General features: G+C 64.7%; 21 protein-coding genes. 7 read left to right on the top strand and 14 right to left on the bottom strand.

Annotation, left to right across the window (positions count from 1 at the left end; genetic code table 11):
- Positions 1-435 precede the first annotated feature (435 nt).
- The 4 genes from C4K27_RS18955 (at position 436) to C4K27_RS18940 (ending at position 4,123) form a co-directional block, all read left to right on the top strand.
- A complete protein-coding gene (locus tag C4K27_RS18955) occupies positions 436-822 on the top strand; it encodes a RidA family protein (protein ID WP_007927369.1) in 387 nt (128 codons plus the stop codon).
- 238 nt (positions 823-1,060) lie between these two features.
- Complete coding sequence (locus C4K27_RS18950; RefSeq protein WP_053261718.1) at positions 1,061-1,825, top strand: IclR family transcriptional regulator; 765 nt, start codon at positions 1,061-1,063, stop codon at positions 1,823-1,825.
- A 37-nt stretch (positions 1,826-1,862) separates the two neighbouring features.
- The gene (locus C4K27_RS18945; protein WP_053261717.1) at positions 1,863-3,080 is read left to right on the top strand and encodes an amino acid deaminase; all 1,218 of its coding nucleotides are present in this window, start codon (positions 1,863-1,865) and stop codon (positions 3,078-3,080) included.
- 125 nt (positions 3,081-3,205) lie between these two features.
- Complete coding sequence (locus tag C4K27_RS18940; RefSeq protein WP_053261716.1) at positions 3,206-4,123, top strand: sugar kinase; 918 nt, start codon at positions 3,206-3,208, stop codon at positions 4,121-4,123.
- Between the two features lie 153 nt (positions 4,124-4,276).
- Here C4K27_RS18940 and C4K27_RS18935 read toward each other — a convergent pair whose 3' ends face one another.
- From C4K27_RS18935 to C4K27_RS31615, 13 genes are all read right to left on the bottom strand, one after another.
- Positions 4,277-4,552, bottom strand: coding sequence for a peptidylprolyl isomerase (locus C4K27_RS18935; RefSeq protein ID WP_007932676.1), 276 nt, complete (start codon positions 4,550-4,552; stop codon positions 4,277-4,279).
- A 52-nt stretch (positions 4,553-4,604) separates the two neighbouring features.
- On the bottom strand, positions 4,605-7,142 hold the full coding sequence (locus C4K27_RS18930; RefSeq protein WP_053261715.1) for a PAS domain-containing hybrid sensor histidine kinase/response regulator family protein: 2,538 nt from the start codon (positions 7,140-7,142) through the stop codon (positions 4,605-4,607).
- Positions 7,143-7,446: 304 nt separating this feature from the next.
- Entirely contained in the window at positions 7,447-9,402 is a 1,956-nt protein-coding gene (locus tag C4K27_RS18925) for an acetoacetate--CoA ligase (protein WP_053261714.1), read from the bottom strand.
- Between the two features lie 163 nt (positions 9,403-9,565).
- Entirely contained in the window at positions 9,566-10,351 is a 786-nt protein-coding gene (locus tag C4K27_RS18920) for a 3-hydroxybutyrate dehydrogenase (protein ID WP_007924463.1), read from the bottom strand.
- Between the two features lie 7 nt (positions 10,352-10,358).
- Positions 10,359-11,750 (bottom strand): GntP family permease, encoded by a 1,392-nt coding sequence (locus C4K27_RS18915; RefSeq protein WP_053261713.1) that lies wholly within the window; start codon positions 11,748-11,750, stop codon positions 10,359-10,361.
- A 285-nt stretch (positions 11,751-12,035) separates the two neighbouring features.
- Positions 12,036-13,454 carry a sigma-54 interaction domain-containing protein gene (locus C4K27_RS18910; RefSeq protein ID WP_053261712.1) on the bottom strand — a complete coding sequence of 473 codons (1,419 nt, stop codon included), beginning with the start codon at positions 13,452-13,454 and terminating at the stop codon, positions 12,036-12,038.
- Between the two features lie 304 nt (positions 13,455-13,758).
- Complete coding sequence (locus C4K27_RS18905; protein WP_007924455.1) at positions 13,759-15,333, bottom strand: ABC transporter ATP-binding protein; 1,575 nt, start codon at positions 15,331-15,333, stop codon at positions 13,759-13,761.
- A gap of 17 nt (positions 15,334-15,350) precedes the next feature.
- On the bottom strand, positions 15,351-16,373 hold the full coding sequence (locus tag C4K27_RS18900; protein ID WP_007924453.1) for an ABC transporter permease: 1,023 nt from the start codon (positions 16,371-16,373) through the stop codon (positions 15,351-15,353).
- Positions 16,373-17,434 (bottom strand): microcin C ABC transporter permease YejB, encoded by a 1,062-nt coding sequence (locus C4K27_RS18895; RefSeq protein WP_053261711.1) that lies wholly within the window; start codon positions 17,432-17,434, stop codon positions 16,373-16,375. The genes C4K27_RS18900 and C4K27_RS18895 overlap by 1 nt, the downstream gene beginning before the upstream one ends.
- Positions 17,434-19,302 (bottom strand): extracellular solute-binding protein, encoded by a 1,869-nt coding sequence (locus tag C4K27_RS18890; RefSeq protein ID WP_053261710.1) that lies wholly within the window; start codon positions 19,300-19,302, stop codon positions 17,434-17,436. The genes C4K27_RS18895 and C4K27_RS18890 overlap by 1 nt, the downstream gene beginning before the upstream one ends.
- 135 nt (positions 19,303-19,437) lie before the next feature.
- Positions 19,438-19,719, bottom strand: a complete 282-nt coding sequence (locus C4K27_RS18885; RefSeq protein WP_007924449.1) for a peptidylprolyl isomerase — start codon at positions 19,717-19,719, stop codon at positions 19,438-19,440.
- 212 nt (positions 19,720-19,931) lie between these two features.
- Positions 19,932-21,023 (bottom strand): 3-deoxy-7-phosphoheptulonate synthase, encoded by a 1,092-nt coding sequence (locus C4K27_RS18880; RefSeq protein ID WP_053261709.1) that lies wholly within the window; start codon positions 21,021-21,023, stop codon positions 19,932-19,934.
- A 348-nt stretch (positions 21,024-21,371) separates the two neighbouring features.
- Positions 21,372-21,506, bottom strand: coding sequence for a hypothetical protein (locus tag C4K27_RS31615; RefSeq protein WP_255313558.1), 135 nt, complete (start codon positions 21,504-21,506; stop codon positions 21,372-21,374).
- 158 nt (positions 21,507-21,664) lie between these two features.
- Here C4K27_RS31615 and C4K27_RS18875 point away from each other — a divergent pair, with 158 nt between their 5' ends.
- Both C4K27_RS18875 and C4K27_RS18870 read left to right on the top strand, forming a co-directional pair.
- Positions 21,665-22,423, top strand: coding sequence for a carbon-nitrogen hydrolase family protein (locus C4K27_RS18875; RefSeq protein ID WP_053261708.1), 759 nt, complete (start codon positions 21,665-21,667; stop codon positions 22,421-22,423).
- The gene (locus tag C4K27_RS18870) at positions 22,420-22,866 is read left to right on the top strand and encodes a GNAT family N-acetyltransferase (RefSeq protein ID WP_053261707.1); all 447 of its coding nucleotides are present in this window, start codon (positions 22,420-22,422) and stop codon (positions 22,864-22,866) included. The genes C4K27_RS18875 and C4K27_RS18870 overlap by 4 nt, the downstream gene beginning before the upstream one ends.
- Positions 22,867-22,923: 57 nt before the next feature.
- On the opposite strand, the gene C4K27_RS18865 is transcribed toward C4K27_RS18870, so the two are convergent.
- Positions 22,924-23,154 carry a DNA-binding protein gene (locus C4K27_RS18865; protein WP_053261706.1) on the bottom strand — a complete coding sequence of 77 codons (231 nt, stop codon included), beginning with the start codon at positions 23,152-23,154 and terminating at the stop codon, positions 22,924-22,926.
- Between the two features lie 81 nt (positions 23,155-23,235).
- On the opposite strand from C4K27_RS18865, the gene C4K27_RS18860 reads away from it, so the two are divergent.
- A complete protein-coding gene (locus C4K27_RS18860) occupies positions 23,236-23,601 on the top strand; it encodes a helix-turn-helix domain-containing protein (RefSeq protein ID WP_053261705.1) in 366 nt (121 codons plus the stop codon).
- Positions 23,602-23,659: the final 58 nt, after the last annotated feature.

The raw sequence follows: 23,659 nt of genomic DNA, 5'->3' as shown, positions 1-23,659 counted from the left end.
TTTTTGTAGTGGTGGTGCGTAAATTTAGGTTTGCGCACTGTTTTAATTCGCTCGGCTTTCGTTGCCGTTTTATCACTTTAGCCACATCTTTAGATCTTGATCCACACCCTCTATCCTCTCGGCTTTTAAAAACTTTCTGACTCCTCTTTTATCTCCTCTCTCGCTATGGCAAACTTCATGTCATCTATTCTGTTGTTGCGAATTCTTGTCTGTTATAACGGAATTTTGGTTGGCTGGAGCTTTAATCGTTCTCCATGATTTCTTGCGATATGGGGCGTGTTTTCGGGCGCTAGCCTCCTCCAGAGATGCCGCTTAGACAGCGACGGCCAGTCGGATAGCAGATGTAGGTTTTGAAGGGCTGGTAGCAGCTATGCGACGCGGCATTTCAAAATTTTTTGCGGGTAACTTTCATTCGTCCATTCAGGAGAACTTCTTATGAGCATCACCCGCTACGGCACCGGCAGCACCGCCGGCGGTGGCCAGCCTCGTCCTTTCGCTCGTGCCGTTGAGGCCGATGGCTGGTTGTATGTGTCCGGTCAGGTGCCGGCACTGGATGGTGAAATTATTCATGGCGGGATCGTTGAGCAGACCCATCAGACGATGCGCAATGTGGTGGCGATTCTGGAGGAGGCGGGGTACGGGCTGGAGGATGTGGTGCGGGTTGGGGTGTGGTTGGAGGATCCGCGGGATTTCTGGAGTTTCAACAAGGTGTTCGGTGAGTATTTCAAGCCGGAGCATGCGCCGGCGCGGGCCTGTGTGCAGGCCAGCATGATGGTGGATTGCAAGGTTGAGATTGATTGTGTGGCTTACAAGAAGAAGTAGGGCTGTAGGCCGCTGATCACAAGCAAACTCGCTCCTACAGGGGCGGGTTCGTTGTAGCCGCTGCCGAGCTTTGGCGAGGCTGCGATCGACCCCGCAGGGGGCGCGACGATCTCAAGAGCCTGCGCCCGCGTTGCGGTCGATCGCAGCCTCGCGGGCTCGGCAGCGGCTACGGGGATAGGGGCAATGCCGGGGTTTTGGGGCGCCGGAAATTTCGCAGTTTTTTGCAAAAGGCACAGACATGACCGAAGACACCATCAAGCGCCGGGCCAAGGGGCTGGACCGGGCGTTCGATATTCTCGATTTCCTCAAGGAGATCGGCCAGCCGCTGCGGCCCCACGATATCGCCAAGGGGATCGGCAGCCCCAAGTCCACGGTGTACGAGCTGGTGGCGTCCTTGCTGGAGCGGCGGGTTCTGGAGCCGGTGGGGCAGGATGGGCATGTGTACCTGGGGCGTCAGCTGTACTTCCTGGGTCAGGCCCATCTGCGCCATTTCGACCTGACCCGCGAGGCCGACTCGGCCTTGCAGGAGATCGTCAGCCAGACCCGCGAGACCGCGCAGATGTGCCTGCTCAACGGGCGCAAATACACGGTGGCACTGATGAAGGAGGGCGAGCGGCATTTTCGCATTTCCTCGAATATCGGCGAGAACGCGCCGATTCCCTGGACCGCTTCCGGGCGGCTGCTGCTGGGGCATTTGAGCGATGAGCAGATCGTCGAGTTGATCGACGAGCGCGACTTCATTCTCCCTGACGGGGAGCGTCTGCCTGTGGCGACCTTCTTGAAGGAAATCCGCCAGGCCACGCAGGACGGTTTCTTCTCCTTCGACAGCGTGGCCGACACCTTTACCCATTGCTTCGCTGCCCCGGTGCGGGACGAGCGCGGGGTGTGCATCTGCACCCTGTGCATCGTCGCGCCACGGGCCGATGCCCAGAACCATTACGCCGACTACCGCCGGGTGCTGATCGACAGCGCGAATCGCCTGGCCCGTCGCATCAACGACTAATGCCAGCCCCTGTGGCTGCGCCGTAAGGAGTTCGAATATGTCTTCTGCCTTGATCAATGCCGCGGTGGAAAAGGGCGCCGCCCAACCGGGTGTCAGCCTGGTGCGCGATGTCAGCCTGCCGGCCCTGGTGCTGCACCGCGCGGCGCTGGAACACAACATCCGCTGGATGCAGAAGTTCGTCAGCGACAGCGGCGCCGAGCTGGCGCCCCACGGCAAGACCAGCATGACCCCGGCGCTGTTCCGTCGGCAGCTGGAGGCGGGTGCCTGGGGTATCACCCTGGCTACCGCGGTGCAGACCCGCGCGGCCTATGCTCACGGTGTGCGCCGGGTGCTGATGGCCAACCAGCTGGTGGGTACGCCGAACATGGGGCTGATCGCCGAGCTGCTGGCCGACCCGACGTTCGACTTCTATTGCATGGTCGATCACCCGGACAACGTCGCCGACCTCGGGCAATTCTTCGCCGCGCGCGGGGTGCGCCTGAACGTGATGATCGAGTACGGCGTGGTCGGTGGCCGTTGTGGTTGCCGCAGCGAGCAGGAAGTACTGGCGCTGGCGCAGGCGATCCAGGCGCAACCGGCCCTGGCCTTGTGCGGCATCGAGGGCTACGAAGGGGTGATCCATGGCGATCACGCGGTGAGTGGCATTCGGGAGTTTGCCGGGTCCCTGGTGCGCCTGGCGGTGCAGTTGCAGGACGACGGGCTGTTCGCCATCGATAAGCCGATCATCACCGCCTCGGGGTCGGCCTGGTATGACCTGATCGCCGAGTCCTTCGAGGCGCAGAACGCCCAGGGGCGTTTCCTCAGCGTGCTGCGCCCCGGCAGTTACGTGGCCCACGACCATGGCATCTATAAAGAGGCGCAGTGCTGCGTGCTCGACCGGCGCAGCGACCTGCACGAAGGCCTGCGCCCGGCGCTGGAAGTCTGGGCCCATGTGCAGTCCCTGCCGGAGCCGGGGTTCGCGGTGATCGCCCTGGGCAAGCGCGACGTGGCCTATGACGCCGGCTTGCCGGTGCCGTTGCTGCGCTACAAGCAGGGCGTGCTGCCGGCCAGGGGCGATGATGTCAGTGCCTGCAAGGTCACGGCGGTGATGGACCAGCATGCGTTCATGACGGTGGCGCCGGGGGTTGAGTTGCGGGTGGGGGACATTATTGCTTTTGGTACTTCGCACCCGTGTTTGACCTTTGATAAGTGGCGCACCGGATTGCTGGTGGATGAGTGGCTGGATGTGCTGGAGAGCATGGAGACCTGTTTCTAGGGTGGGGCTGGCACCTGCTGCGCAGGTGATCGCGGGCAAGCCTCGCTCCTACAGATTTCCGTAGGAGCGGGGCTTGCCCGCGATGACGTCCTTTCCAACAATAAAAAATCGTCAGAGACACCTCCATGAACACTTCCAGCACCGGGAAACGCATCGCCCTGATCGGCGAATGCATGATCGAACTGCAACACCGCGCCGACGGCAGCCTGCAACAGAGCTTCGGCGGCGATACCCTGAACACCGCGGTGTACCTGGCCCGTGAACTGGGCGAGGGCGCCCATGTCGACTATGTCACCGCCCTCGGTGACGACAGCTTCAGCGACGCCATGTGCTACAGCTGGGCCGAGGAAGGCATCGGCCTGGGCATGGTCCAGCGCCTGCCGGGGCGCTTGCCCGGGTTGTATTGCATCCAGACCGACGCCAAGGGCGAGCGGCGCTTTCTTTACTGGCGCAACGAAGCGGCGGTGCGCGACTGTTTCACCACCCCCGCGGCCGAGCCGATCCTCGCGGCGCTGCCGGCCTACGCGGTGCTGTATTTCAGCGGCATCACCCTGGCGGTGCTCGGTGAGTTGGGGCGCAAGAAGCTGATCGAGACCTTGGTTGAAGCACGCAAGCGTGGGGCGCAGATCGTCTTCGATAACAACTACCGGCCACGGCTCTGGGCCTCGGTGGAGCAGGCGCAGGCGGCTTATCGCGAGGCGCTGGCCTATGTCGATCTGGCGCTGCTGACGGTGGATGACGAGCAGGCGCTGTTCGGTTATGCCGACAGTCAGGCGGTATTGGCGGCCTACGCGGACACCCCGGAAGTGGTGCTCAAGCGGGGCGCCGAAGCGTGCCTGATCCGCTGTGGCGGCGAGTCGTTCGAGGTGCCGGCGCAGCGGGTGGAGCAGGTGGTGGACACCACGGCGGCGGGGGATTCGTTCAGTGCGGCGTATCTGGCGTGTCGACTAAAGGGCGGCAATCCGCAGCAGGCGGCGCAGGCCGGGCATCGTTTGGCGAGCCGGGTGATCCAGGTGCCGGGGGCGTTGATCCCAAGACCCTGAGGCAACCCCTGTAGCCGCTGCCGAAGGCTGCGATCGGCCGGAACGGCCGTGACGATCCGAAGACCGCTGGAAGACCCTGCGGGTCTTATCGCAGCCTACGGCAGCGGCTACAGGGTTGCAGTCGCGACGACGTAGCGGTCACGAGTGGAGACCTCAATCGCGGTAGAACACTTGCACCAGGTGGTAACCGAACTTGCTCTTGATCGGCCCGTGTACGGTGCGCAGGGGCTTTTTGAAGATCACCTGGTCGATGGCCCCGACCATCTGCCCCGGCCGTACTTCACCCAGGTCGCCGCCGCGTTTGCCGGAGGGGCAGGTGGAGTACTTCTTCGCCAGCACGTCGAAGGCTTCGCCCTTGGCGATGCGCTGCTTGAGCTGTTCGGCCTCTTCGGCGGTTTTCACCAGGATGTGGCGGGCTTGGGCTTTCATGGGGCAATTACCTTGGAACGGTGCGGACGGCGGGGGCGGATTATGCCTGAAATCAGCCCTGCCGGCCGATCATCTGACGAATCTTCTGGGCCAGCGCCTCGATGGAAAACGGCTTGGCGATCAGGTCCATGCCGGCGTCGAGAAAGCCCTGGCGCTCGGCGGCTGTTTCCGCGTAACCGGTCATGAACAGCACCTTGAGTTCCGGCCGCTGCTGGCGGGCGATCTCCGCCAGTTGCCGGCCGTTCATGCCCGGCAGGCCGACGTCGGTCACCAGCAGGTCGACGCGCCGCTCGGACTCCAGCAACGGCAAGGCGCTCTTGGCATCCTCGGCCTCGAAGGCGCTGTAGCCGAGTTCGCTCAGCACGTTGAGCACCAGCATGCGCACCGCCGGGTCGTCCTCCACCAGCATCACCGATTCGCCGGCCACCGCGTACGGCGCTTCGACGCTGGCCGGTGCCGGGCTGGCGGTTTGGGCACCGCTGTACAGGCGCGGCAGGTACAGGCGCACGCAGGTGCCCTGGCCCGGTTCGCTGCTGATGGTCAGGTGGCCGCCGGATTGCTGGGCGAAGCCGTAGATCATCGACAGCCCCAGGCCCGTGCCCTGGCCGATGGGCTTGGTGGTGAAGAACGGATCGAAGGCCTTGGCCAGCACTCGCGGGGTCATGCCGGCGCCGTTGTCGCTGACGCCGAGCATCACGTAGTCGCCGGCCTTGACCGGTTCCAGAGTGCCCAGGTCGCTGCCGTTGAGGTAGCTGTTGGCGGTCTCGATGGTCAGCACGCCGCCGTCGGGCATGGCGTCGCGGGCGTTGATCACCAGGTTGAGCAGGGCGTTTTCCAGCTGGCTGGCGTCGCTGTTGATCGACCAGACGTTGGCGCCCAGGTTCATCTTCAGCTCGATATGTTCGCCCTTGGTGTGGTTGAACAGGTCCTGCAGCGAACGCACCAGCTGGTTCGGTTCCAGCGGCCGGCGGTCCAGCGACTGGCGTCGGGAGAACGCCAGCAGGCGGTGGGTGAGGGCGGCCGCGCGCTTGGCCGAGGACATCGCTGCTTCGGTGAAGCGGCCGATTTCCGCGCTGCGGTCGGCGTCGATGTAGCGCTGCATCAGCTCCAGGCTGCCGATGATGCCGGTGAGCATGTTGTTGAAGTCGTGGGCGATGCCGCCGGTGAGCTGGCCTACGGCTTCCATCTTCTGCGCATGGCGCAGGGCGTTTTCGGCGCGTTCGCGTTCGAACATCTCGCTCTGCAGGCGCTGGTTGGCGGCGGCCAGCGCCTGGGTGCGCTCGGCCACTCGTTCTTCCAGGGTTTCGTTGAGGTTGCGCAGGGCTTCCTCGGTCTGTTTGCGCTCGGTTTCGTCGATCACGAAGATGTAGAAACCATTGATCGCGCCGTCGGCGCCGTAGCGCGGCAGGTACTTCATCAGCGCGTGCCGCGCGCGCCCGTCGCGGTGCGGCGAGTTGGCTTCGAAGCTGCAGGGTTTGCCGGCCAGGGCGGCGGCGATCTTGTCGGCGCGGGTGGCGTAGATCTCGTCCCCCACCACTTCGCGGATGGTCCGCCCGTACAGCTCCTGCGGGGTCAGGCCGTACCAGTCGAGGTAGGCGCTGTTGTTCAGGCGAAAGCGCTCTTCGTGGTCGACGTAGCCGATCAGCACCGGCATGGCGTTGATGATCAACTGCAACTCGGTCTGGCTCTGGCGCAGCGCCTGTTCCATCTGCTTGCGGTCGGTCAGGTCCAGGGCGGCGCCGAGGAAGCGCACCGGCCGGCCGTGGTGATCCTTGTAGCAGCGCCCGCGGGCGAAGACCCAGCGGATCTGCCCGTCGGGCTGTTGCAGGCGGTATTCCTCGGCGTATTCGGTGCCGTGGGTGATGCAGTGCTTGATGCTGCGCGCCACCATGCCGCGGTCTTCCGGGTGCACGCCCTTGAGGTAGTTGCTGATGGGCAGTTGCCCGGCCAGGGCCGGGTCGATGCTGTGCAGCTGGGCGAAGTGGGCGTCGGCGATAAAGCGGTCGTCGCCGATGTCCCAGTCCCAGGTGCCGACCGCGTCGGTCGCTGCCAGCGCCAGTTGCAGGCGCTCTTCGGTTTCGTGCTGGGCCTTGAGGCTGGCCGCCGAGCGCTGCTCCAGTTCCAGGGCGATGCGCCGGCGCTCGTTGGTTTCGATGCTGGTGACCAGGATCCCGGCGACTTCGCCGCTTTCGTCGCGGATCGGGCTGTAGGTCAGGTCCAGCCAGACGTCCGACTCGCGGCCGTGGCGCAGCAGGGTGAAGGGTTTTTCGCTGAAGGTGCGCACCTGGCCTTGCAGCACGGCTTGGTAGATCGGCGCGGTGAAGTCCTGGAGTTCCGGCCAGGTCAGGTGGGTCGACTGGCCGAAGGCGCCAGGGTGCTTGTTGCCGGCCAGCAGGGCGAAACCGTCGTTGTAGATCTGTGTCAGTTGCGCGCCCCACAACAGCAGCATCGGCATTGGCGAGTGAATCACGATGTCCACCGCGGTGCGCAGGCTCTGCGGCCAGTGGTCGACCGCGCCCAGCGGCGTGGCGGCCCAGTCCAGCCGGGCAATCAGGGTTTCGGCTTCGCTGCCGGAGGGAGAGGCGTTCATGTCGGGGGTGTCCTGAGCGTGCATCACGCCGGCATTGTAGCCGCTGCCGCAGGCTGCGATCGACGGCGTAGCCGGCGCAAGGGCGGTTTTCCCGATCCAGCAGGTGGACCGGGTTGTCCGGTTTGCGGCCCCTGCGGTGCCGATCGCAGCCTGCGGCAGCGGCTACAACTGGCACTGCGCCCAGCCCTTGTAGCCGCTGCCGAGCCTGCGAGGCTGCGTAAAGGCCCGCAGGGCCTTCAGCGGTCCTGAGATCGCGCTCCTGCGGGTCGTTCGCAGCCTGCGGCAGCGGCTACAGGGGCAACGATCAGTCGCGCAACTCAGGGCGATCGCGAAACTGCTCCAGCGCCTCGGGGTTGGCCAGGGCGTCGGTGTTTTTCACCGGTAGGCCGTGCACCACGTTGCGCACCGCCAGTTCGACGATCTTGCCGCTGATGGTCCGCGGGATGTCGCTGACCGCGAGGATCTTCGCCGGCACGTGCCTTGGCGTGGTGTTGGCGCGGATCACCTGGCGGATCTGCTCCTGCAGGGCGTCGTCCAGTTGCACGCCGTCCTGCAGGCGCACGAACAGCACCACCCGCACATCGTTGTCCCATTGCTGACCGATGGCCAGGCTTTCCAGGACCTGCTCGAGTTTTTCCACCTGGCGGTAGATTTCCGCGGTGCCGATGCGCACGCCGCCGGGGTTGAGCACGGCGTCCGAGCGGCCGTGAATCAGCCAGCTGCCATGGGCCAGTTGCTCGGCGTAGTCGCCCTGGGCCCAGACCCCGGGGAACTGGCTGAAGTAGGAGGCGCGCAGCTTCTCGTGCCGCGGGTCGTGCCACAGGCCGATGGGCATGGCCGGGAAATGCCGGGTGCAGACCAGTTCGCCCTTTTCGCCGACCACCGCCTGGCCCTGGTCGTTCCACACCTCGACCGCCATGCCCAGGCCCTTGCTTTGCATTTCGCCGCGGTGCACCGGCAACAGCGGGTTGCCGATGATGAAGCAGGAAATGATATCGGTGCCGCCGGACATCGAGGCCAGGCACAGGTCCTGTTTGAACGCGCGGTACACGTAGTCGAAGCTCTGCGGCGACAGCGGCGAGCCGGTACTGAGCAGGGTCTTGAGGCTGGCCAGGGAATGGCTCTGGCGCGGCTCGATGCCGGCCTTTTCCAGGGCCACCAGGTACTTGGGGCTGGTGCCGAAAACGCTGATGCCTTCCTGGTCGATCAGGTCGATCAAGTGTTCGGGCGCCGGGTGGAACGGCGAGCCGTCGTACAGCAGCACCGTGGCGCCCACCGCCAGGGCGGAGACCAGCCAGTTCCACATCATCCAGCCGCAGGTGGTGTAGTAGAACAGCACCTCGCCGACGCGCAGGTCGGTGTGCAGGCCGTGCTCCTTGAGGTGCTGCAACAGCACGCCGCCGGTGCTGTGGATGATGCACTTGGGCACGCCGGTGGTGCCGCTGGAATAGAGGATGTACAGCGGGTGGGAGAAGGGCACGGCGACGAACGCCGGCTCGCCGCCGGGGCGGTAGAAGTCGTCCCACAGCGCGACGCTGGCCGAGGTGCGGAAGTCTTCGGTGCGAGCCTCGGGCCGCGCGTACGGCACGATGATCAGCTGTTGCAGGGACGGCAGGCGTTCGAGGATCTCGTTGACCTTGGCCGTCTGGTCGATCTGTTTGCCGGCGTAGCGGTAGCCGGCGCAGGTGATCAGCACCTTGGGTTCGATCTGGCCGAAACGGTCGATCACCCCCTGGGTGCCGAAGTCCGGCGAGGAGCTGGACCAGACGGCCCCGAGGCTGGCGGTGGCGAGCATGCCCACCAGGGTCTGCCAGGTATTGGGCATGCAGGCCGCGACCCGGTCGCCAAGGCCGACGCCGGCGGCCCGCAGGCTGTGTTGCAGGCCGGCGACATGGGCCGCCAGCTGGTTGTAGGTCAGCTGTTCGCGCTGGCCGTTCTCGTTGATCGCCACCACCGCGACGCCATCGTCACGCCGTTTGAGCAGGTGTTCGGCGAAGTTCAGGGTGGCGTCGGGAAACCACTGGGCGGCGGGCATGCCGCGGCCTTCGATCAGCACCGCGCTGGGGGGCGCGTGGAACTCGACATCGAAGAAGTCGACTATGGCCTGCCAGAAGGCTTCGCGCTGCTCGATGCTCCATTGATGCAGGGCGGGGTAGCCGTCGAGGTCCAGGTCGTGACGGTGATTGATCAAGCGCCGGAAGGCTTCCATGCGGGTCTTGCTGATGCGCTCGGCACTGGGTTGCCAGAGTAATTCGGACATGGGTGGCCTCTTGTTTTTCTGCTGCACACACACACAAAGCGGGTCCAACTCTACCTGTTGCCGCTGCCGAAGGCTGCGATCGACCGGAACGGTCGTGGCGATATCACTGGCGCTGAAAGACCCTTCGGGTCTTATCGCAGCCTGCGGCAGCGGCTACAACGGCTTACTGCGCCAGCCAGCCACCGTCGATATTCCACGCCGCGCCACGCACCTGGCTGCCGGCCTCACTGCACAAGAATAGGACCAACTCGCCCAGCTGCGAAGGCGTGACGAACTCCAGGGACGGCTGTTTTTCCGCCAGCAGGTCATGCTGCGCCTGCTGCGGGTCGACCCCCGCGGCGATGCGGTCGTCGATCTGCTTTTGCACCAGTGGGGTCAGGACCCAGCCCGGGCAGATGGCGTTGCAGGTGACGTTGCTGGTGGCGGTCTCCAGGCCGACCACCTTGGTCAGGCCGATCACCCCGTGCTTGGCCGCCACATAGGCGGCCTTGCCCACCGAGCCGACCTGGCCATGCACCGAGGCGATGTTGACGATCCGCCCCCAGCCCTTGGCGCGCATGCCGGGCAGGCTCAGGCGGGTGCTGTGGAACACCGACGACAGGTTGATGGCGATGATCGAGTCCCAGCGCTCCACCGGGAATTCCTCGACCGCCGCCACATGCTGGATGCCGGCGTTGTTGACCAGGATGTCGACGCCGCCGAACTCGCGCTCGGCGTAGGCCAGCATGTCGGCGATCTGCGCCGGGTCGCTGACGTCGGCCGGGTGATGGCCGACCTTGCCGCCGCTGTCTTTATTGAGGCGCGCGACCTCGGCGAGCACCGTCGAGGCATCGCCGAAGCCGTTGAGGATCAGGTTGGCGCCGGCCTTGGCCAGGCTCAGGGCGATCCCTAAGCCGATGCCGCTGGTGGAGCCGGTGACGAGGGCGGTCTTGCCCGCAAGATTGCTCATGAATACCTCACACAATGCCGGTGGCGTAGAAAGTGGCGATCACGACGAAGACGGCCAGGGTCTTGATCAGCGTAATGCAGAAAATGTCCTTGTAGGCTTGGCGGTGGGTCAGCCCGGTGACCGCCAGCAGGGTGATCACCGCGCCGTTGTGCGGCAGGGTGTCCATGCCGCCGCTGGCCATGGCGGCGACGCGGTGCAGCACTTCCAGCGGGATGTTGGCGGCATGGGCGGCGCTGATGAAGGTCTCCGACATGGCCGCCAGGGCGATGCTCATGCCGCCCGAGGCGGAGCCGGTGATGCCGGCCAGCAGGGTCACGGTAATGGCCTCGTTGACCAGCGGGTTGGGGATGCTTTTCAGCCAGTCCGACAGCACCAGGAAACCCGGCAAGGAGGCGATCACCGCGCCGAAACCGTATTCCGAAGCAGTGTTCATCGCCGCCAGCAGGGCGCCGCTGACCGCGCTTTTGCTGCCCTCGGCGAGCCTGCCGCGAATGGCCGAGAAGCCAAACACCAGGACCATGATGATGCCCACCAGCAGGGCGGCCTGGACTGCCCAGATGGCGGTGAGCTTGGCGACGTCGGTCTGCACCGGGGCGGCCATGCCGGCCAGGGCCAGGCTGTGGGTCTTGCCGTACCATTGGGGAATCCAGTGGGTGAACAGCAGGTTCATCAGGCCCACCAGCAGCAGCGGCGACAGGGCGATCCAGGGGTTGGGCAACTGGATGTCGGCGGCGGTTTCCGGCTCGTTGCGCAGGTCGCTGCCGTAGCCTTCACCAGCTTTGTGCGCCTTGTTGCGCTGGCGCTGGAGGAACAGCATGCCGGCGCAGAACACGAAAATGGTGCCGATCACCCCCAGCCAGGGCGCGGCCCAGGCGGTGGTGTTGAAGAAGGTGCTGGGGATGATGTTCTGGATCTGCGGGGTGCCGGGCAGGGCGTCCATGGTGAAGGAGAACGCGCCGAGGGCGATGGTCGCCGGGATCAGGCGCTTGGGGATATTGCTCTGGCGGAACATCTCCGCGGCGAACGGGTAGACCGCGAACACCACCACGAACAGCGACACGCCGCCGTAGGTCAGCAGGGCGCAGACCAGCACGATCACCAGCATCGCCTGGCGCGTGCCGAGCAGGCGGATGGCCGCCGCGACGATGGAGCGGGAGAAGCCCGACAGCTCGATCAGCTTGCCGAACACCGCGCCGAGCAGGAACACCGGGAAGTAGAGTTTGATGAAGCCGACCATCTTCTCCATGAACACGCCGGTGAAGGCGGGCGCCACGGCGGACGGGTCGGTGAGCAGGACGGCGCCGAGGGCGGCGATGGGGGCAAAGAGGATAACGCTGTAGCCACGGTAAGCAGCCAACATCAGCAGCGCGAGGGCCGCTAGGGCAATGATCACACTCATGGTGTGTCTCTCCAGGATTGTTATTTTTGTAGGGTGTTGCGGGTGTGGGAGGGGCTATAGCGAGTTTTGTGCCAGATGGTTAAGTATTTGATTTATAAGGTTATTATTATTTTTATTAGAAGGCTTTTAGGATTTTTGTCTCTGATCCGGGACGTGTTGGCCGGGAAATTTCTATCGCGAGCAAGCTCGCTCCTACAGGTACGCTGCAAACCCCTGTAGGAGCGAGCTTGCTCGCGATGAGCGCGAAGCGCTCAAGGCTGTCTCTACATGGAGATTGATATCTCTTTATTGAGACTCTTCGATCCCCAGCGCCGCCATCTTCTTGTACAAAGTCGAGCGCCCCAGCCCCAGGCGCGCCGCTGCTTGCCCCACCTTGCCGCCACAGTGCGCCAGGGCCGACTCGATCACCTGGCGGTCGAAACGCTCGCGCGCGGCGGCGAAGGTTTCGTCGGGTTGCACTTCGGCGGCCTGGGGGCTGGCCGCGCGCGGCACCGGGCTGAAGGTGCCGATGGCCGCGCGCAGGTCGCCGGCGTTGAGCATCAGGTCGTCGCTGAGCAGGGCGGCGCGTTCCAGGACGTTGCGCAGCTCGCGGATATTGCCCGGCCAGGCGTGCTGGCCGAGCAGGGCCAGGGCATCGGGGGTCAGTTCGTGCTGGCTGCGCAGCTCTTCGAGGATGGCTTCGCTGAGGGCCGGCAGGTCGTCCAGGCGTTCGCGCAGCGGCGGCACCTGGATCGGCAGCACATTGAGGCGGTAATACAGGTCGGCGCGAAATTCGCCGCGCTTGATCGCCGCTTCCAGGTCGGTGGAGGTGGCGGCGATCACCCGCACGTCGCTCTGGATCACCTCGTTGGAGCCCACTGGCTCGAACTCTTTCTCTTGCAGCACCCGCAGCAGCTTGCTTTGCAGCGGCAGGGGCATGTCGCCGATCTCGTCGAGAAACAGCGTGCCGCCCTGGGCGATCTGCAGCTTGCCGGCGCGACCCTTGCGGTCGGCGCCGGTGAAGGCGCCGGGGGCGGTGCCGAAGAACTCGGCCTCCAGCAAGGCCTCGGGAATCGCCGCGCTGTTGATGCTGACGAAGGCCTTGTGCGCCCGTGGCGACGCGGCGTGGATGGCCTGGGCCAGCAGCTCCTTGCCGGTGCCGGTCTCGCCTTGCAGCAGCACCGGCGAGTCGGCGCTGGCGCTGCGCCGGGCGCGGCGTTTGACTTCCAGGCTGGCGGCGCTGGTGCCAATGAAGTGGGCGAAGTTGTATTTGGCCTGCCGCGCCCGCAGCAGCGAGCGCGTGGAAGCAAGCTCTTCCTGCATGCTCAGGTAGCGCTTGAGCATCGGCGACAGGCTGCGCAGCTCGTCGAACAGAGCAAAGCCGATGGCGCCGATCACGGCCCCGGCATCGTCGTGGATCGGCAGGCGCATCACCACCAGCGGGTCCTTGGGGGTGTCCTGCATGTCCAGCAGGATCGGCCGCCCGGTGCGCACCACTTCGCGCAACAGGCTGCCGGGGATCACGCTTTCGCAGGCCTTGCCGATGGCGAACGCCGCCGACTCCAGACCGAAGCGCCGGGCGTAGCGCTCGTTCATCCAGACGATGTTGGCGTCGCGGTCGACGATCACCGTGCCCTCGCTGGATTGCTCGATGATCTCGAACAGCGAACGGATCGCCAGTTGGCGGACCCGCTGGTAATCCTTGAGGCTTTCGGTGTCGTTCATGGGGGAGGTCCTGAAGGGAGCGCGGCGCCGATTATGCCGGGAATCTTCACAGCGACGCGACCATCAGGGTTGACGCTATCCCTGTAGCCGCTGCCGCAGGCTGCGATAAGACCCGCAGGGGCTTCCGGCGTCAGTGATATCGCCACGACCGTTCCGGTCGATCGCAGCCTGCGGCAGAGGCTACAGGGGGCTTCTGTAGGAGCAGGGGGGACGCCCAGTTCTTGCCCGCGATATAGGCGCTGCGGTACTGCAAGTACACCGCGTCGAACCTATCGCGGGCAAGCCTCGCTCCTACGGAACAGGGTCAGGCGGGGTGGGCGGCGGCCAGCAGTTCCTGGGTGTAGGGATGTTGCGGCGCGTCGAACACTTCGTGGCTGGGGCCGCGTTCGACCACCTTGCCGTCCTTGATCACGATCATGTCGTGGGCCAGGGCGCGCACCACCGCCAGGTCGTGGCTGATAAACAGGTAGGTCAGGCCGTGGCGTTCCTGGAGCTGGCGTAACAGCGCCACCACCTGTTTCTGCACGGTGCGGTCGAGGGCCGAGGTCGGCTCGTCCAGCAAAATCAGCGCCGGCTTGAGCACCAGGGCCCGGGCAATGGCGATGCGCTGGCGCTGGCCGCCGGAGAACTCGTGGGGGTAGCGATGGCGGCTGGCCGGGTCCAGGCCGACTTCTTCCAGCACCTGGATCACCTGCTGCTCGCACTGCTGGGCGGTGGACTGGCTGTGCACTTCCAGGCCTTCGCTGATGATCTGCGCCACCGACATCCGCGGGCTGAGGCTGCCGAACGGGTCCTGGAACACCACCTGCATCTGCTTGCGCCACGGCCGCAGCTGCTTCTGGTTGAGGCCGTCGAGGGCCTCGCCCTGGAAGCGGATGCTGCCTTCGGAGTCCAGCAGGCGCAGGATCGCCTGGCCGAGGGTCGACTTGCCGGAGCCGGACTCACCGACGATGCCCAGGGTCTTGCCCCGTTGCAGGCTCAGGCTGATACCGTCCACCGCCCGCAGGTATTGCTTGCGTCGGAACAGCCCGCCGCCGATCTGGAACTGCACGTTGAGGTCGTCCACCTGCAACACCACTTCGCGCTCGTCCCGGGGCAGGGCTTCGCCTTCCGGCTCGGCATTGAGCAGCACGCGGCTGTAGGGGTGCTGGGGCGCGCTGAACAGGGTTTCGCAGGGTGCCTGCTCGACAATCTGCCCGGCCTTCATCACACAGACGCGCTGGGCGATGCTGCGCACCAGGTTGAGGTCGTGGCTGATCAGCAGCAGCGACATGCCCAGGCGTTGTTGCAGGGATTTGAGCAGCAGCAGGATCTTGCGTTGCACCGTCACGTCGAGAGCGGTGGTCGGTTCGTCGGCGATCAGCAGTTCCGGCTCGCAGGCCAGGGCCATGGCGATCATCACCCGCTGGCGCTGGCCGCCGGAGAGCTGGTGCGGGTAGGCCTTGAGCCGCTCCTCGGGTTTCTGGATGCCCACCAGGCGCAGCAGTTCGAGGATCCGCGCCTGGGCCGCCTTGCCGCCCAGGCCCTTGTGCAGCAGCAGGGTTTCGCCGATCTGCTTTTCGATGCTGTGCAGCGGGTTCAGCGAGGTCATCGGCTCCTGGAAGATCATGGCGATACGGTCGCCGCGCAGCTTCTGCAAGGTCCGCGCTTCGGCGCCGAGCAACTCCTGGCCACGGTAGCGGATGCTGCCGCTGCTCTGGGTGTCGCAGTCGGGCAGCAGTTGCAGGATCGAATGAGCGGTCACCGACTTGCCCGAGCCCGACTCGCCGACCAGGGCCAGGCACTCGCCGGGGCGGATATCCAGGCACAGGTCGCGCACCACTTTCTGGCCGTTGAAGGCCACATTGAGGTCGCGGATTTCGATCAGGTTGTCAGTCATTTAACAGTCCGCTTGATTCAGGAACGTGGATCGAAGGCATCGCGCAACGCCTCGCCGATAAACACCAGCAGCGAGAGGATCAGCGCCAGGGTGAAAAACGCCGTCAGGCCCAGCCAGGGCGCTTGCAGGTTCTGCTTGCCCTGGCCGATCAGCTCGCCCAGGGAGGCGCTGCCGGCGGGCATGCCGAAGCCGAGGAAGTCCAGGGCGGTGAGGGTGGAAATCGCCCCGGTGAGAATGAACGGCAGGTAGCTCAGGGTGGCGTTCATCGCGTTGGGCAGGATGTGCCGCACGATCACCTTGCGGTCGTTGAGGCCCAGGGCCCGGGCGGCCTTGACGTATTCCAGGTTGCGTCCGCGCAGGAACTCGGCGCGCACCACGTCCACCAGGGCCAGCCAGGAGAACAGCGCCATGATCCCCAGCAGCCACCAGAAGTTCGGCTCGACGAAACCGGAAAGGATGATCAGCAGGTACAGCACCGGCAGCCCCGACCAGACTTCCAGCAGGCGCTGGCCCAGCAGATCGACCCAGCCGCCGTAATAGCCCTGCAGGGCACCGGCGGCGATGCCGATCAGGGCGCTGATAAAGGTCAGGGCCAGGGCGAACAGGATCGACACCCGGGCGCCGTAGATCACCCGGGCCAGTACGTCACGGGCCTGGTCGTCGGTGCCTAGCCAGTTGACCGCGGTCGGCGGGCTTGGGGCCGGGCGGCTGAGGTCGTAGTTGGGCGTGTCTTCGCTGAACGGGATCGGCGGGAACAGCAACCAGCCACCGTCCTGGCGGATCAGCTGCTGCACGTAGTCGCTGCGGTAGTCGGCCTGGAACGGCAGCTGCCCGCCGAACTCCTGCTCGGTGTAGCGCTTGAGCACCGGGAAATACAGCGAGCCCTGGTAGCTGACCACCAGCGGTTTGTCGTTGGCGATCAGCTCACCGCCGAGGGTGAGGATGAACAGGCCGATAAACAGCCACAGCGACCACCAGCCACGGCGGTTTTTCTTGAAGCGCTCGAAGCGCCGGCGCGCCAGCGGGGAGAGCTTGAGCATCAGGCGTTCCTCGCGGCGAAGTCGATACGCGGATCGACCAGGGTGTAGCAGAGGTCGCCGATGAGTTTTATCAGCAGGCCGAACAGGGTGAAGATGAACAGCGAGCCGAACACCACCGGATAGTCCCGCGACACCGCGGCCTCGTAGCTCATGCGGCCGAGGCCGTCGAGGGAGAAGATCACCTCGATCAGCAAGGAGCCGGCGAAGAACACGCTGATAAAGGCCTGGGGAATGCCCGAGACCACCAGCAGCATGGCGTTGCGGAACACATGGCCGTAGAGCACCCGGCGCTCGCTCAGGCCCTTGGCCCGGGCGGTGACCACGTACTGGCGGGTGATCTCGTTGAGGAACGAGTTCTTGGTGAGGATGGTCAGGGTGGCGAAACCGCCGATCACCAGGGAGGTCACCGGCAGCACCAGGTGCCAGAAGTAGTCGACGACCTTGCCCAGGGTGCTCAGTTGCTCGAAGTTCTCCGAGACCAGCCCGCGCACCGGGAACCAGTTCAGCGAGGTGCCGCCGGCAAAGACCACGATCAGGAACATGGCGAACAGGAAGGCCGGCATGGCGTAGCCGATGATGATCGCGGTGCTGCTCCAGATATCGAAATGGCTGCCGTGGTGCACCGCCTTGCGAATCCCCAGGGGGATCGACACCAGGTAGGTGATCAGCGTCGCCCAGAGCCCGAGGGAAATGGTCACCGGCATTTTCTGCAGGATCAGCTCGGTGACCGTGGCGCCGCGGAAGAAGCTCTTGCCGAAGTCCAGCTGCGCGTAGCTCTTGAGCATCAGCCACAGGCGCTCGTGGGCCGGCTTGTCGAAACCGTACTGTTTCTCGATGTCCTTGATCAGCTGCGGATCGAGGCCACGGCTGGCCTGCGAGTTGCCGCTGACGCCGTCGCTCGAACCACCGAGGTTGCCGCCACTGCCTATGCCTTGCAGGCGAGCGATGGCCTGTTCCACCGGGCCGCCGGGGGCGGCCTGGACGATGGCGAAGTTGACCAGCAGGATGATCAGCAGGGTCGGGATGATCAGCAGCAGGCGCCGCAGGATATACGCCAGCATCAGTGCGGCCCTCCGGGCTTGCCGCGCTGGACGCGCTCGGCAGCCATTTGCTCGTTGGTCAGGGGCGTGCGGCTCATTTCCCACCAGCTTTCGATGGCTTCGTCATTGCTGGCGGGAATGGCCGGCATGCCGAAGCGGTTCCACCACACGGTTGAGGTGCCCGGCGGGTAGTAGTTGGGGATCCAGTAGTAATTCCATTGCAGCACCCGGTCCAGGGCGTGGGCGTAACTCAGCATCTGTGGCTGGCTGGTGGCCTTGACCAGGCCGCTGATCAGGCTGTCCACCGCCGGGTTTTTCAGCACCATCAGGTTGCTGGAACCAGGGTCGTTGGCCGCCGCCGAGCCGAAGTAGTTGTACAGCTCCAGCCCCGGCGAGGTGGTCACCGGGTAGCCGGTGACGATCATGTCGTAGTCGCGGGCCATCAGCCGGTTGACGTACTGCGAAGCGTCGATGCGGCGGATTTCCAGGGTGATGCCTATCTGCGCCAGGTTGCGCTTGTAGGGCAGCAGCAGGCGTTCGATGCCGTTCTGGCTGTTGAGGAAGGTGAAGCGCAGCGGCTCGCCGTCGGCGTTGACCAGCTGGTCGCCGTCGGGTTTCCAGCCGGCCGCTTCGAGCAGGGCCAGGGCTTGCAGCTGTTTATCGCGGATCAGGCCGCTACCGTCGGTTTTCGGCGCTTCGAAGACCTGGGTGAAGACTTCGTCGGGAACCTGCCCGCGCAACGGTTCGAGGATCTTCAGTTCTTCGGCATCCGGCAGCGCCCGCGCGGCCAGGGCGCTGTTGGAGAAGAAGCTCTGCTGGCGGATGTACAGGTCGCGCATCATCTGCCGGTTGCTCCACTCGAAGTCCCAGAGCATGGCCAGGGCCTGGCGCACGCGGCGGTCCTGGAACATCGGCTTTTGCAGGTTGAACACGAAGCCCTGGGCCGGTTGCGGCGCCTGCTTGGCCAGGTGGGCCTTTTGCAGGCGGCCATCGCTCAGGGCCGGGCTGTCGTAACCGATGGAGAAACCGGTGGCGGAGAACTCGCGGTTGTAATCGTAGGCGCCGCCGCGCAGTACCTGGCGGGCGACGTCGGTGTCGCCGAAGTACTCGATGCTGAAGCGGTCGAAGTTGTACAGGCCGCGGCTGACCGGCAGGTCCTTGCCCCACCAGTCGGCATCGCGGGTGAAGGTGATGCTGTTGCCGTTATCGACCTTGCTCACCTTGTACGGGCCGCTGCCCAGGGGCGCTTCGTAACCACCGCCGCCGGCGAAGTCGCGACTCTTCCACCAGTGCTCGGGCAGTACCGGCAGGGTCGCGATATCCAGGGGCAGGGTGCGGTTTTCATTGCTCTTGAAGTCGAAGCGGATCACCCGCGGCGACTCGACTTCGACGTCCTTGACGTCGGCGAACTGGGTGCGATAACGCAGGCTGCCCTGGGTCATCAGCAGGTTGTAGGTGTAGCGCACGTCTTCGGCGGTGATCGGCTGGCCGTCGGCGAAGCGCGCCTTGGGGTTGAGGTAGAAACGCAGCCACAGGCCGTCGTCGGCGCGCTCCATCTTTTGTGCCACCAGGCCGTACACGGTGTAGGGCTCGTCCAGCGAACGCTGGGCCAGGGGGGAATAGATATAGCCGTCGAGTTGCGAGACGCCGATGCCTTTGTCGATGTAGGGCAACACATGGTCGAAGCGGCCGATCTCGATGGCCGAGCGGCGCATGCTCCCGCCCTTGGGCGCCTGTGGGTTGGTGTAGGCGAAGTGGCTGAAGCCGGCGGGGTACTTGGCCGGTTCGCCATAGACGGTCAAGGCGTGTTGCGGTGCGGCGTCGGCACTCGCGGTGCCCAGCAGCAGGGCCAGGGTGGTGAAGAGCAGGGAGGGGAAAAGCAGTCGCATTGTCAGCCTTAAGAGCCGGGTGATCGATGATCACGATTTGTACGCTACCGGCGCGCTGCTGACCAGCGCGGGCCGTAGCCCAAACACAACGGCCCACCAAAGGGCGGGCCGTCGTTCACGCAAATCGCGACAGGGTCAGTCCTGGCGGCTGGTCACTTCCAGCAGGTGATAACCGAACTGGGTTTTCACCGGGCCTTGCACGACATTGACCGGGGCGCTGAACACCACGGTGTCGAATTCCTTGACCATCTGGCCTGGGCCGAACGAGCCGAGGTTGCCGCCGTCACGGCTGGATGGGCAAGTGGAGTTCTTCTTGGCGACTTCGGCGAAGTCGGCGCCGGCTTCGATTTCGGCTTTCAGTTCGTTGCACTTGGCTTCGCTGGCAACGAGGATGTGACGGGCAGTGGCTTTGGCCATGGGGAGTTGCTCCTTTCAAGAAAGTGGTGAGCCTACCGGATTGTGTAGCCTATTTCTCGTCAAAGTTCCGTCAAGGCATTGCAGCAAGGGATGGTCGGTCGATGGCATTTATTCTGTAGGAGCGAGGCTTGCCCGCGATAACGATGACGCGGTGTACCTGACTTGCCGCGTCGCCTGTATCGCGGGCAAGCCTCGCTCCTACGGGGGCAGGTTCAGGCGGAAGCCGGAATGGCTTGCCGGCTGTTGCGCAGTTGCCGGGCGGCATTGCGCAGCAGCTGCTCGGTGGCGTCCCAGCCCAGGCAACCGTCCGTCACCGAAACCCCGTAGCGCAGCGTCGGGCTCAGGGGTTGGCAACCCTCGAACAGATGGCTCTCCAGCATCACCCCGACCAGGGACGAATCGCCCAGCAGGCGCTGCTCCAGGACCTCGCCGAACACCGCCGGTTGGCGCAACGGGTCCTTGCCGCTGTTGGCATGGCTGCAATCGACCATGATCCGCGCCGGGATCTTCAGTTTCTGCAAGTCGTGCTGGACCTGGGCCACGCTCTGGCGATCGTAGTTCGGGCCGCGATGGCCGCCACGCAGCACCAGGTGAGTATCGGGGTTGCCCGGGGTCTGGATCACCGCCGGATGGCCCTGGCTGTCGACGCCGAAGTGGCGGTGCGGGTGCGCCGCCGAGCGCATGGCGTCGCAGGCGATGCCGACGCCGCCGTCGGTGCCGTTCTTGAAGCCCACGGGCATGCCCAGGCCGCTGGCCATTTCCCGGTGGATCTGCGATTCGGTGGTGCGCGCGCCAATGGCGACCCAGCTCAGCAGGTCGTCGAAGTAGCCGGCGGCCATGGGTTGCAGCAGCTCGGTGGCGATCGGCAGGCCCAGGCGGAGGATTTCGCGCATCAGTTCACGGGACAGGGTCAGGCCGCCGGCCATGTCGTCACTGCCATCCAGGCGCGGGTCGTAGGCCAGGCCTTTCCAGCCGACGGTGGTGCGCGGTTTTTCGACGTAGGCACGCATTACCAGCAGCAGGTCGTCGCTGACCTCGGCGGCCAGGCTGGCCAGGTTGCTGGCGTATTCCAGGGCGGACTGGGGATCGTGGATCGAGCAGGGGCCGACGACGACCAGCAAACGGGAGTCTTCACCGTTGAGGATGGCGCGCACCGCCTGGCGATGGGCGGTGACTTGCTGGCCGAGGGTCGGGCTGAGCGGCAGTTGCTGCTTGAGCTCCAGCGAGCTGGGCAGGCGCTGGCTCAGGGCTTCGTTGGCGCAGTTGCGGGTGGACAGCGGCAGAGCGGATACGGACGAGTTCATGTTCAAGGCTTCCTGGGCAGGCGGCGGGCAGTGTCCCGCGCGCGGCCCTACTGGGGTGTTCGACAATTGGCCGGATTGGCTGTGCAGGTGTGTTTGCCACCAGTAGGTGACCGATCGGAGGCGGCAGGCTGTCCCGAACGGAGGCTGCTAAATCGCCAGGTGGTGCAAGTGTCGTAACGGTAATAGGTGGCGTAGTTCATGGTTTCAATCCTCGGTAAGTTCGGTGTGTTGCTGAAAGTCGTGGTTAAAAATCGTTGGCCCAGAAAAACAAAACCCCCGGTCGGGAGGCCGACCGGGGGTGAGATTTTCTCTGGTAGGCGACCCGTTCAAGTGGGCGCCGTTTGGGTATCAGGCGCGCCAGTGGCTAAACCAATACCCAAAATAAAAGCTCACGGTCGCGCAGGCGTTTTTCACCCAGGCAGCCGCACCGACGCGCGAGGCGCTGGCAGTGTGACGATGCATGGAAAGGGTGAGGGACGACATGCTGTTTCTCCGTGAAGTGGGCCGAGCTTACTAGAGGCCGGGGTGGCGGTTCAATCAGAAATTCCTATTACCTGGCCAGTAAGTGCCTATGAGTGAAGCGCTTTGAAGTTTTATGACACACTCGCCACGCCCTCATTTGTGTTCATTCAGGACGAATCATGACCTCCCTGACCCTTGCCGCCGCCCAATCGATTTCCGTTGCCGGAGACCTGCCGGGCAATATCGCCCGGCACCAGGCCTTTATCCGCGCCGCGGTGGAGCGGGGCGTGCAATTGTTGGTGTTTCCCGAGTTGTCCCTGACCGGTTACGAGCCCACGCTGGCGGCCGAGCTGGCGGTCTTGCCCCAAAGCCCGTTGTTGCAACCGTTACGCGACCTGGCCCGGGAGCTGGGGGTGACGGCGGTGGTGGGCATGCCCATTCGCCTGTCGGCCGAGGGGCCGTTGTTGATCGGCGCCCTGGTGCTGGCAGCCGATGGTTCGTTGGCGGTCTATAGCAAGCAGCATCTGCATGCCGGCGAGGAGTTGGTGTTCAGCCCAGGCACGGGTGGCGCGAACCTGAGGTTCGCCGAGGACCGGGTGGCCCTGGCGGTGTGCGCCGATTTCTCCCAGGCCAGCCATGCACGTGCGGCGGCGCAGTCCGGCGCCGGCATCTATGCCGCCGGCGTGCTGATCAGCGAAAACGGCTACGCCGCGGACAGTACCTTGTTGCAGGGCTATGCCGCAGAGCATGCAATGCTGGTGCTGATGGCCAACCACGGCGGACCGACCGGGGGCTGGGTGTCGGCGGGCCGCAGCGCGATCTGGGGGCCGGATGGCGGGTTGATCGTGGCCGCCGCAGGCTGTGGCGACGAGTTGCTGATCGCCCGGCGCGACGCCGGTCGCTGGAGTGGTCAACAAGTGACGGTCGAAGCGCCTTGAACGGTTTCCAACTGCGTCCGGCCAGCACCTCGGAGGATCTGCTGTTCGCCCGCGACCTGACCCGCAGCACCATGCTGGGCTATTACATCCGTCACGACCTGTTGTGGCTGGACGAAGCCTTCGATGTGGCCTGGGCCGGGCGGGAGAACCTGCTGATCTGCCAGGGTGCCGAGGTGCTGGGATTCGTCAGCCTGAGTCGCGATTCCAGGGCCTTGTATATTCGCGAGTTGCATGTGCTCGAGGCGTTTCGCGGGCAAGGTGCCGGGGCCTGGACCATCGAACAGGTGTTGGCGATGGCGCGTGGTGAACGGCGTGGGCTGCTGCGGCTGACGGTGTTCAAGGACAACCCGGCGCAGGCGCTCTATGGGCGCATGGGGCTGAAGGTGGTCGGGGAAGACGAGTGCTTTCTACGGATGGAGCGAAGCAGCGCCGCGGATGCGTAGCCGCTGGTTTTTGTGTGGGACGGCGGTTGTCCCGAGCAGTGTGGCGACAGTCGAGGATCAGGCGGGCGCCTGACCGGGATCCTCCGGCTCGGCCAGGATGATGCCGTCTTTCATACCCAGCAATACGGCCACCTTGTGCGCCTCTCCGCGTCGTCCTTTCTTGCGGCCGGCCAATACCTGGTAGGTGGTGGCTGGGTCGACCCCGTGTTCACGGGCGAACTGTTGAACCGATTTACCTTGATGTTCAAGCCAGGCCTTGGCTTGTGCGGCAGTGCGGATACCGGGCATAGTTCAAAACCGTTCAAATTTGTTCAATGCTTGAAGGGTGTAACACCCCTAGGGGTGCATAAAAAAGGATCATACATCCAAATGAGTGGAATCGGTTCGCGGTTAAGACAGGAAAGGGAACGCCTGGGGTTGTCGCAGAAAAAATTTGGTGAAGTTGGCGGCGTGGAAGCCAATGCCCAAGGCAGATATGAAAGTGGAGACCGTGTGCCCAAGGCGGATTACTTGTCCCGGGTGGCGGCAAAAGGGGTCGATGTCCTTTATATAGTGACCGGCAGGCGGACCCCGACCAGGGCCGATAACCTCAGCCAGAGCGAAGAGAGAATCCTCGTCAGTTATCGGGCTTTGTACAAGGAAGATCAGGACGCGATCCGGCACCTGACCCATACCCTTGCCGAGCTTTCGGTTTCCAGCCTCATGAAAAGAAAGGCGGACGCCCGAGAGCCTTAGGGCAGGGCGTTCGCAGCGCATCAACCATCCACCGGATACCCCTGGTGAACAAGTGCTT

Source organism: Pseudomonas chlororaphis subsp. chlororaphis, assembly GCF_003945765.1.
Lineage (GTDB): Bacteria > Pseudomonadota > Gammaproteobacteria > Pseudomonadales > Pseudomonadaceae > Aquipseudomonas > Aquipseudomonas chlororaphis.
Note: the sequence above shows the minus strand (reverse complement) of the source record. Positions and strands in the feature narration are given on the sequence as shown.

Coding starts and splice junctions, on each gene's coding strand:
- C4K27_RS18910 (WP_053261712.1), bottom strand. CDS start 13,454: ATGAACGACACCGAAAGCCTCAAGGATTACCAGCGGGTCCGCCAACTG.
- C4K27_RS18895 (WP_053261711.1), bottom strand. CDS start 17,434: ATGCTGGCGTATATCCTGCGGCGCCTGCTGCTGATCATCCCGACCCTG.
- C4K27_RS18925 (WP_053261714.1), bottom strand. CDS start 9,402: ATGTCCGAATTACTCTGGCAACCCAGTGCCGAGCGCATCAGCAAGACC.
- C4K27_RS18940 (WP_053261716.1), top strand. CDS start 3,206: ATGAACACTTCCAGCACCGGGAAACGCATCGCCCTGATCGGCGAATGC.
- C4K27_RS18950 (WP_053261718.1), top strand. CDS start 1,061: ATGACCGAAGACACCATCAAGCGCCGGGCCAAGGGGCTGGACCGGGCG.
- C4K27_RS18885 (WP_007924449.1), bottom strand. CDS start 19,719: ATGGCCAAAGCCACTGCCCGTCACATCCTCGTTGCCAGCGAAGCCAAG.
- C4K27_RS18865 (WP_053261706.1), bottom strand. CDS start 23,154: ATGCCCGGTATCCGCACTGCCGCACAAGCCAAGGCCTGGCTTGAACAT.
- C4K27_RS18930 (WP_053261715.1), bottom strand. CDS start 7,142: ATGAACGCCTCTCCCTCCGGCAGCGAAGCCGAAACCCTGATTGCCCGG.
- C4K27_RS18945 (WP_053261717.1), top strand. CDS start 1,863: ATGTCTTCTGCCTTGATCAATGCCGCGGTGGAAAAGGGCGCCGCCCAA.
- C4K27_RS18890 (WP_053261710.1), bottom strand. CDS start 19,302: ATGCGACTGCTTTTCCCCTCCCTGCTCTTCACCACCCTGGCCCTGCTG.
- C4K27_RS18935 (WP_007932676.1), bottom strand. CDS start 4,552: ATGAAAGCCCAAGCCCGCCACATCCTGGTGAAAACCGCCGAAGAGGCC.
- C4K27_RS18915 (WP_053261713.1), bottom strand. CDS start 11,750: ATGAGTGTGATCATTGCCCTAGCGGCCCTCGCGCTGCTGATGTTGGCT.
- C4K27_RS18860 (WP_053261705.1), top strand. CDS start 23,236: ATGAGTGGAATCGGTTCGCGGTTAAGACAGGAAAGGGAACGCCTGGGG.
- C4K27_RS31615 (WP_255313558.1), bottom strand. CDS start 21,506: ATGTCGTCCCTCACCCTTTCCATGCATCGTCACACTGCCAGCGCCTCG.
- C4K27_RS18875 (WP_053261708.1), top strand. CDS start 21,665: ATGACCTCCCTGACCCTTGCCGCCGCCCAATCGATTTCCGTTGCCGGA.
- C4K27_RS18920 (WP_007924463.1), bottom strand. CDS start 10,351: ATGAGCAATCTTGCGGGCAAGACCGCCCTCGTCACCGGCTCCACCAGC.
- C4K27_RS18955 (WP_007927369.1), top strand. CDS start 436: ATGAGCATCACCCGCTACGGCACCGGCAGCACCGCCGGCGGTGGCCAG.
- C4K27_RS18905 (WP_007924455.1), bottom strand. CDS start 15,333: ATGACTGACAACCTGATCGAAATCCGCGACCTCAATGTGGCCTTCAAC.
- C4K27_RS18900 (WP_007924453.1), bottom strand. CDS start 16,373: ATGCTCAAGCTCTCCCCGCTGGCGCGCCGGCGCTTCGAGCGCTTCAAG.
- C4K27_RS18880 (WP_053261709.1), bottom strand. CDS start 21,023: ATGAACTCGTCCGTATCCGCTCTGCCGCTGTCCACCCGCAACTGCGCC.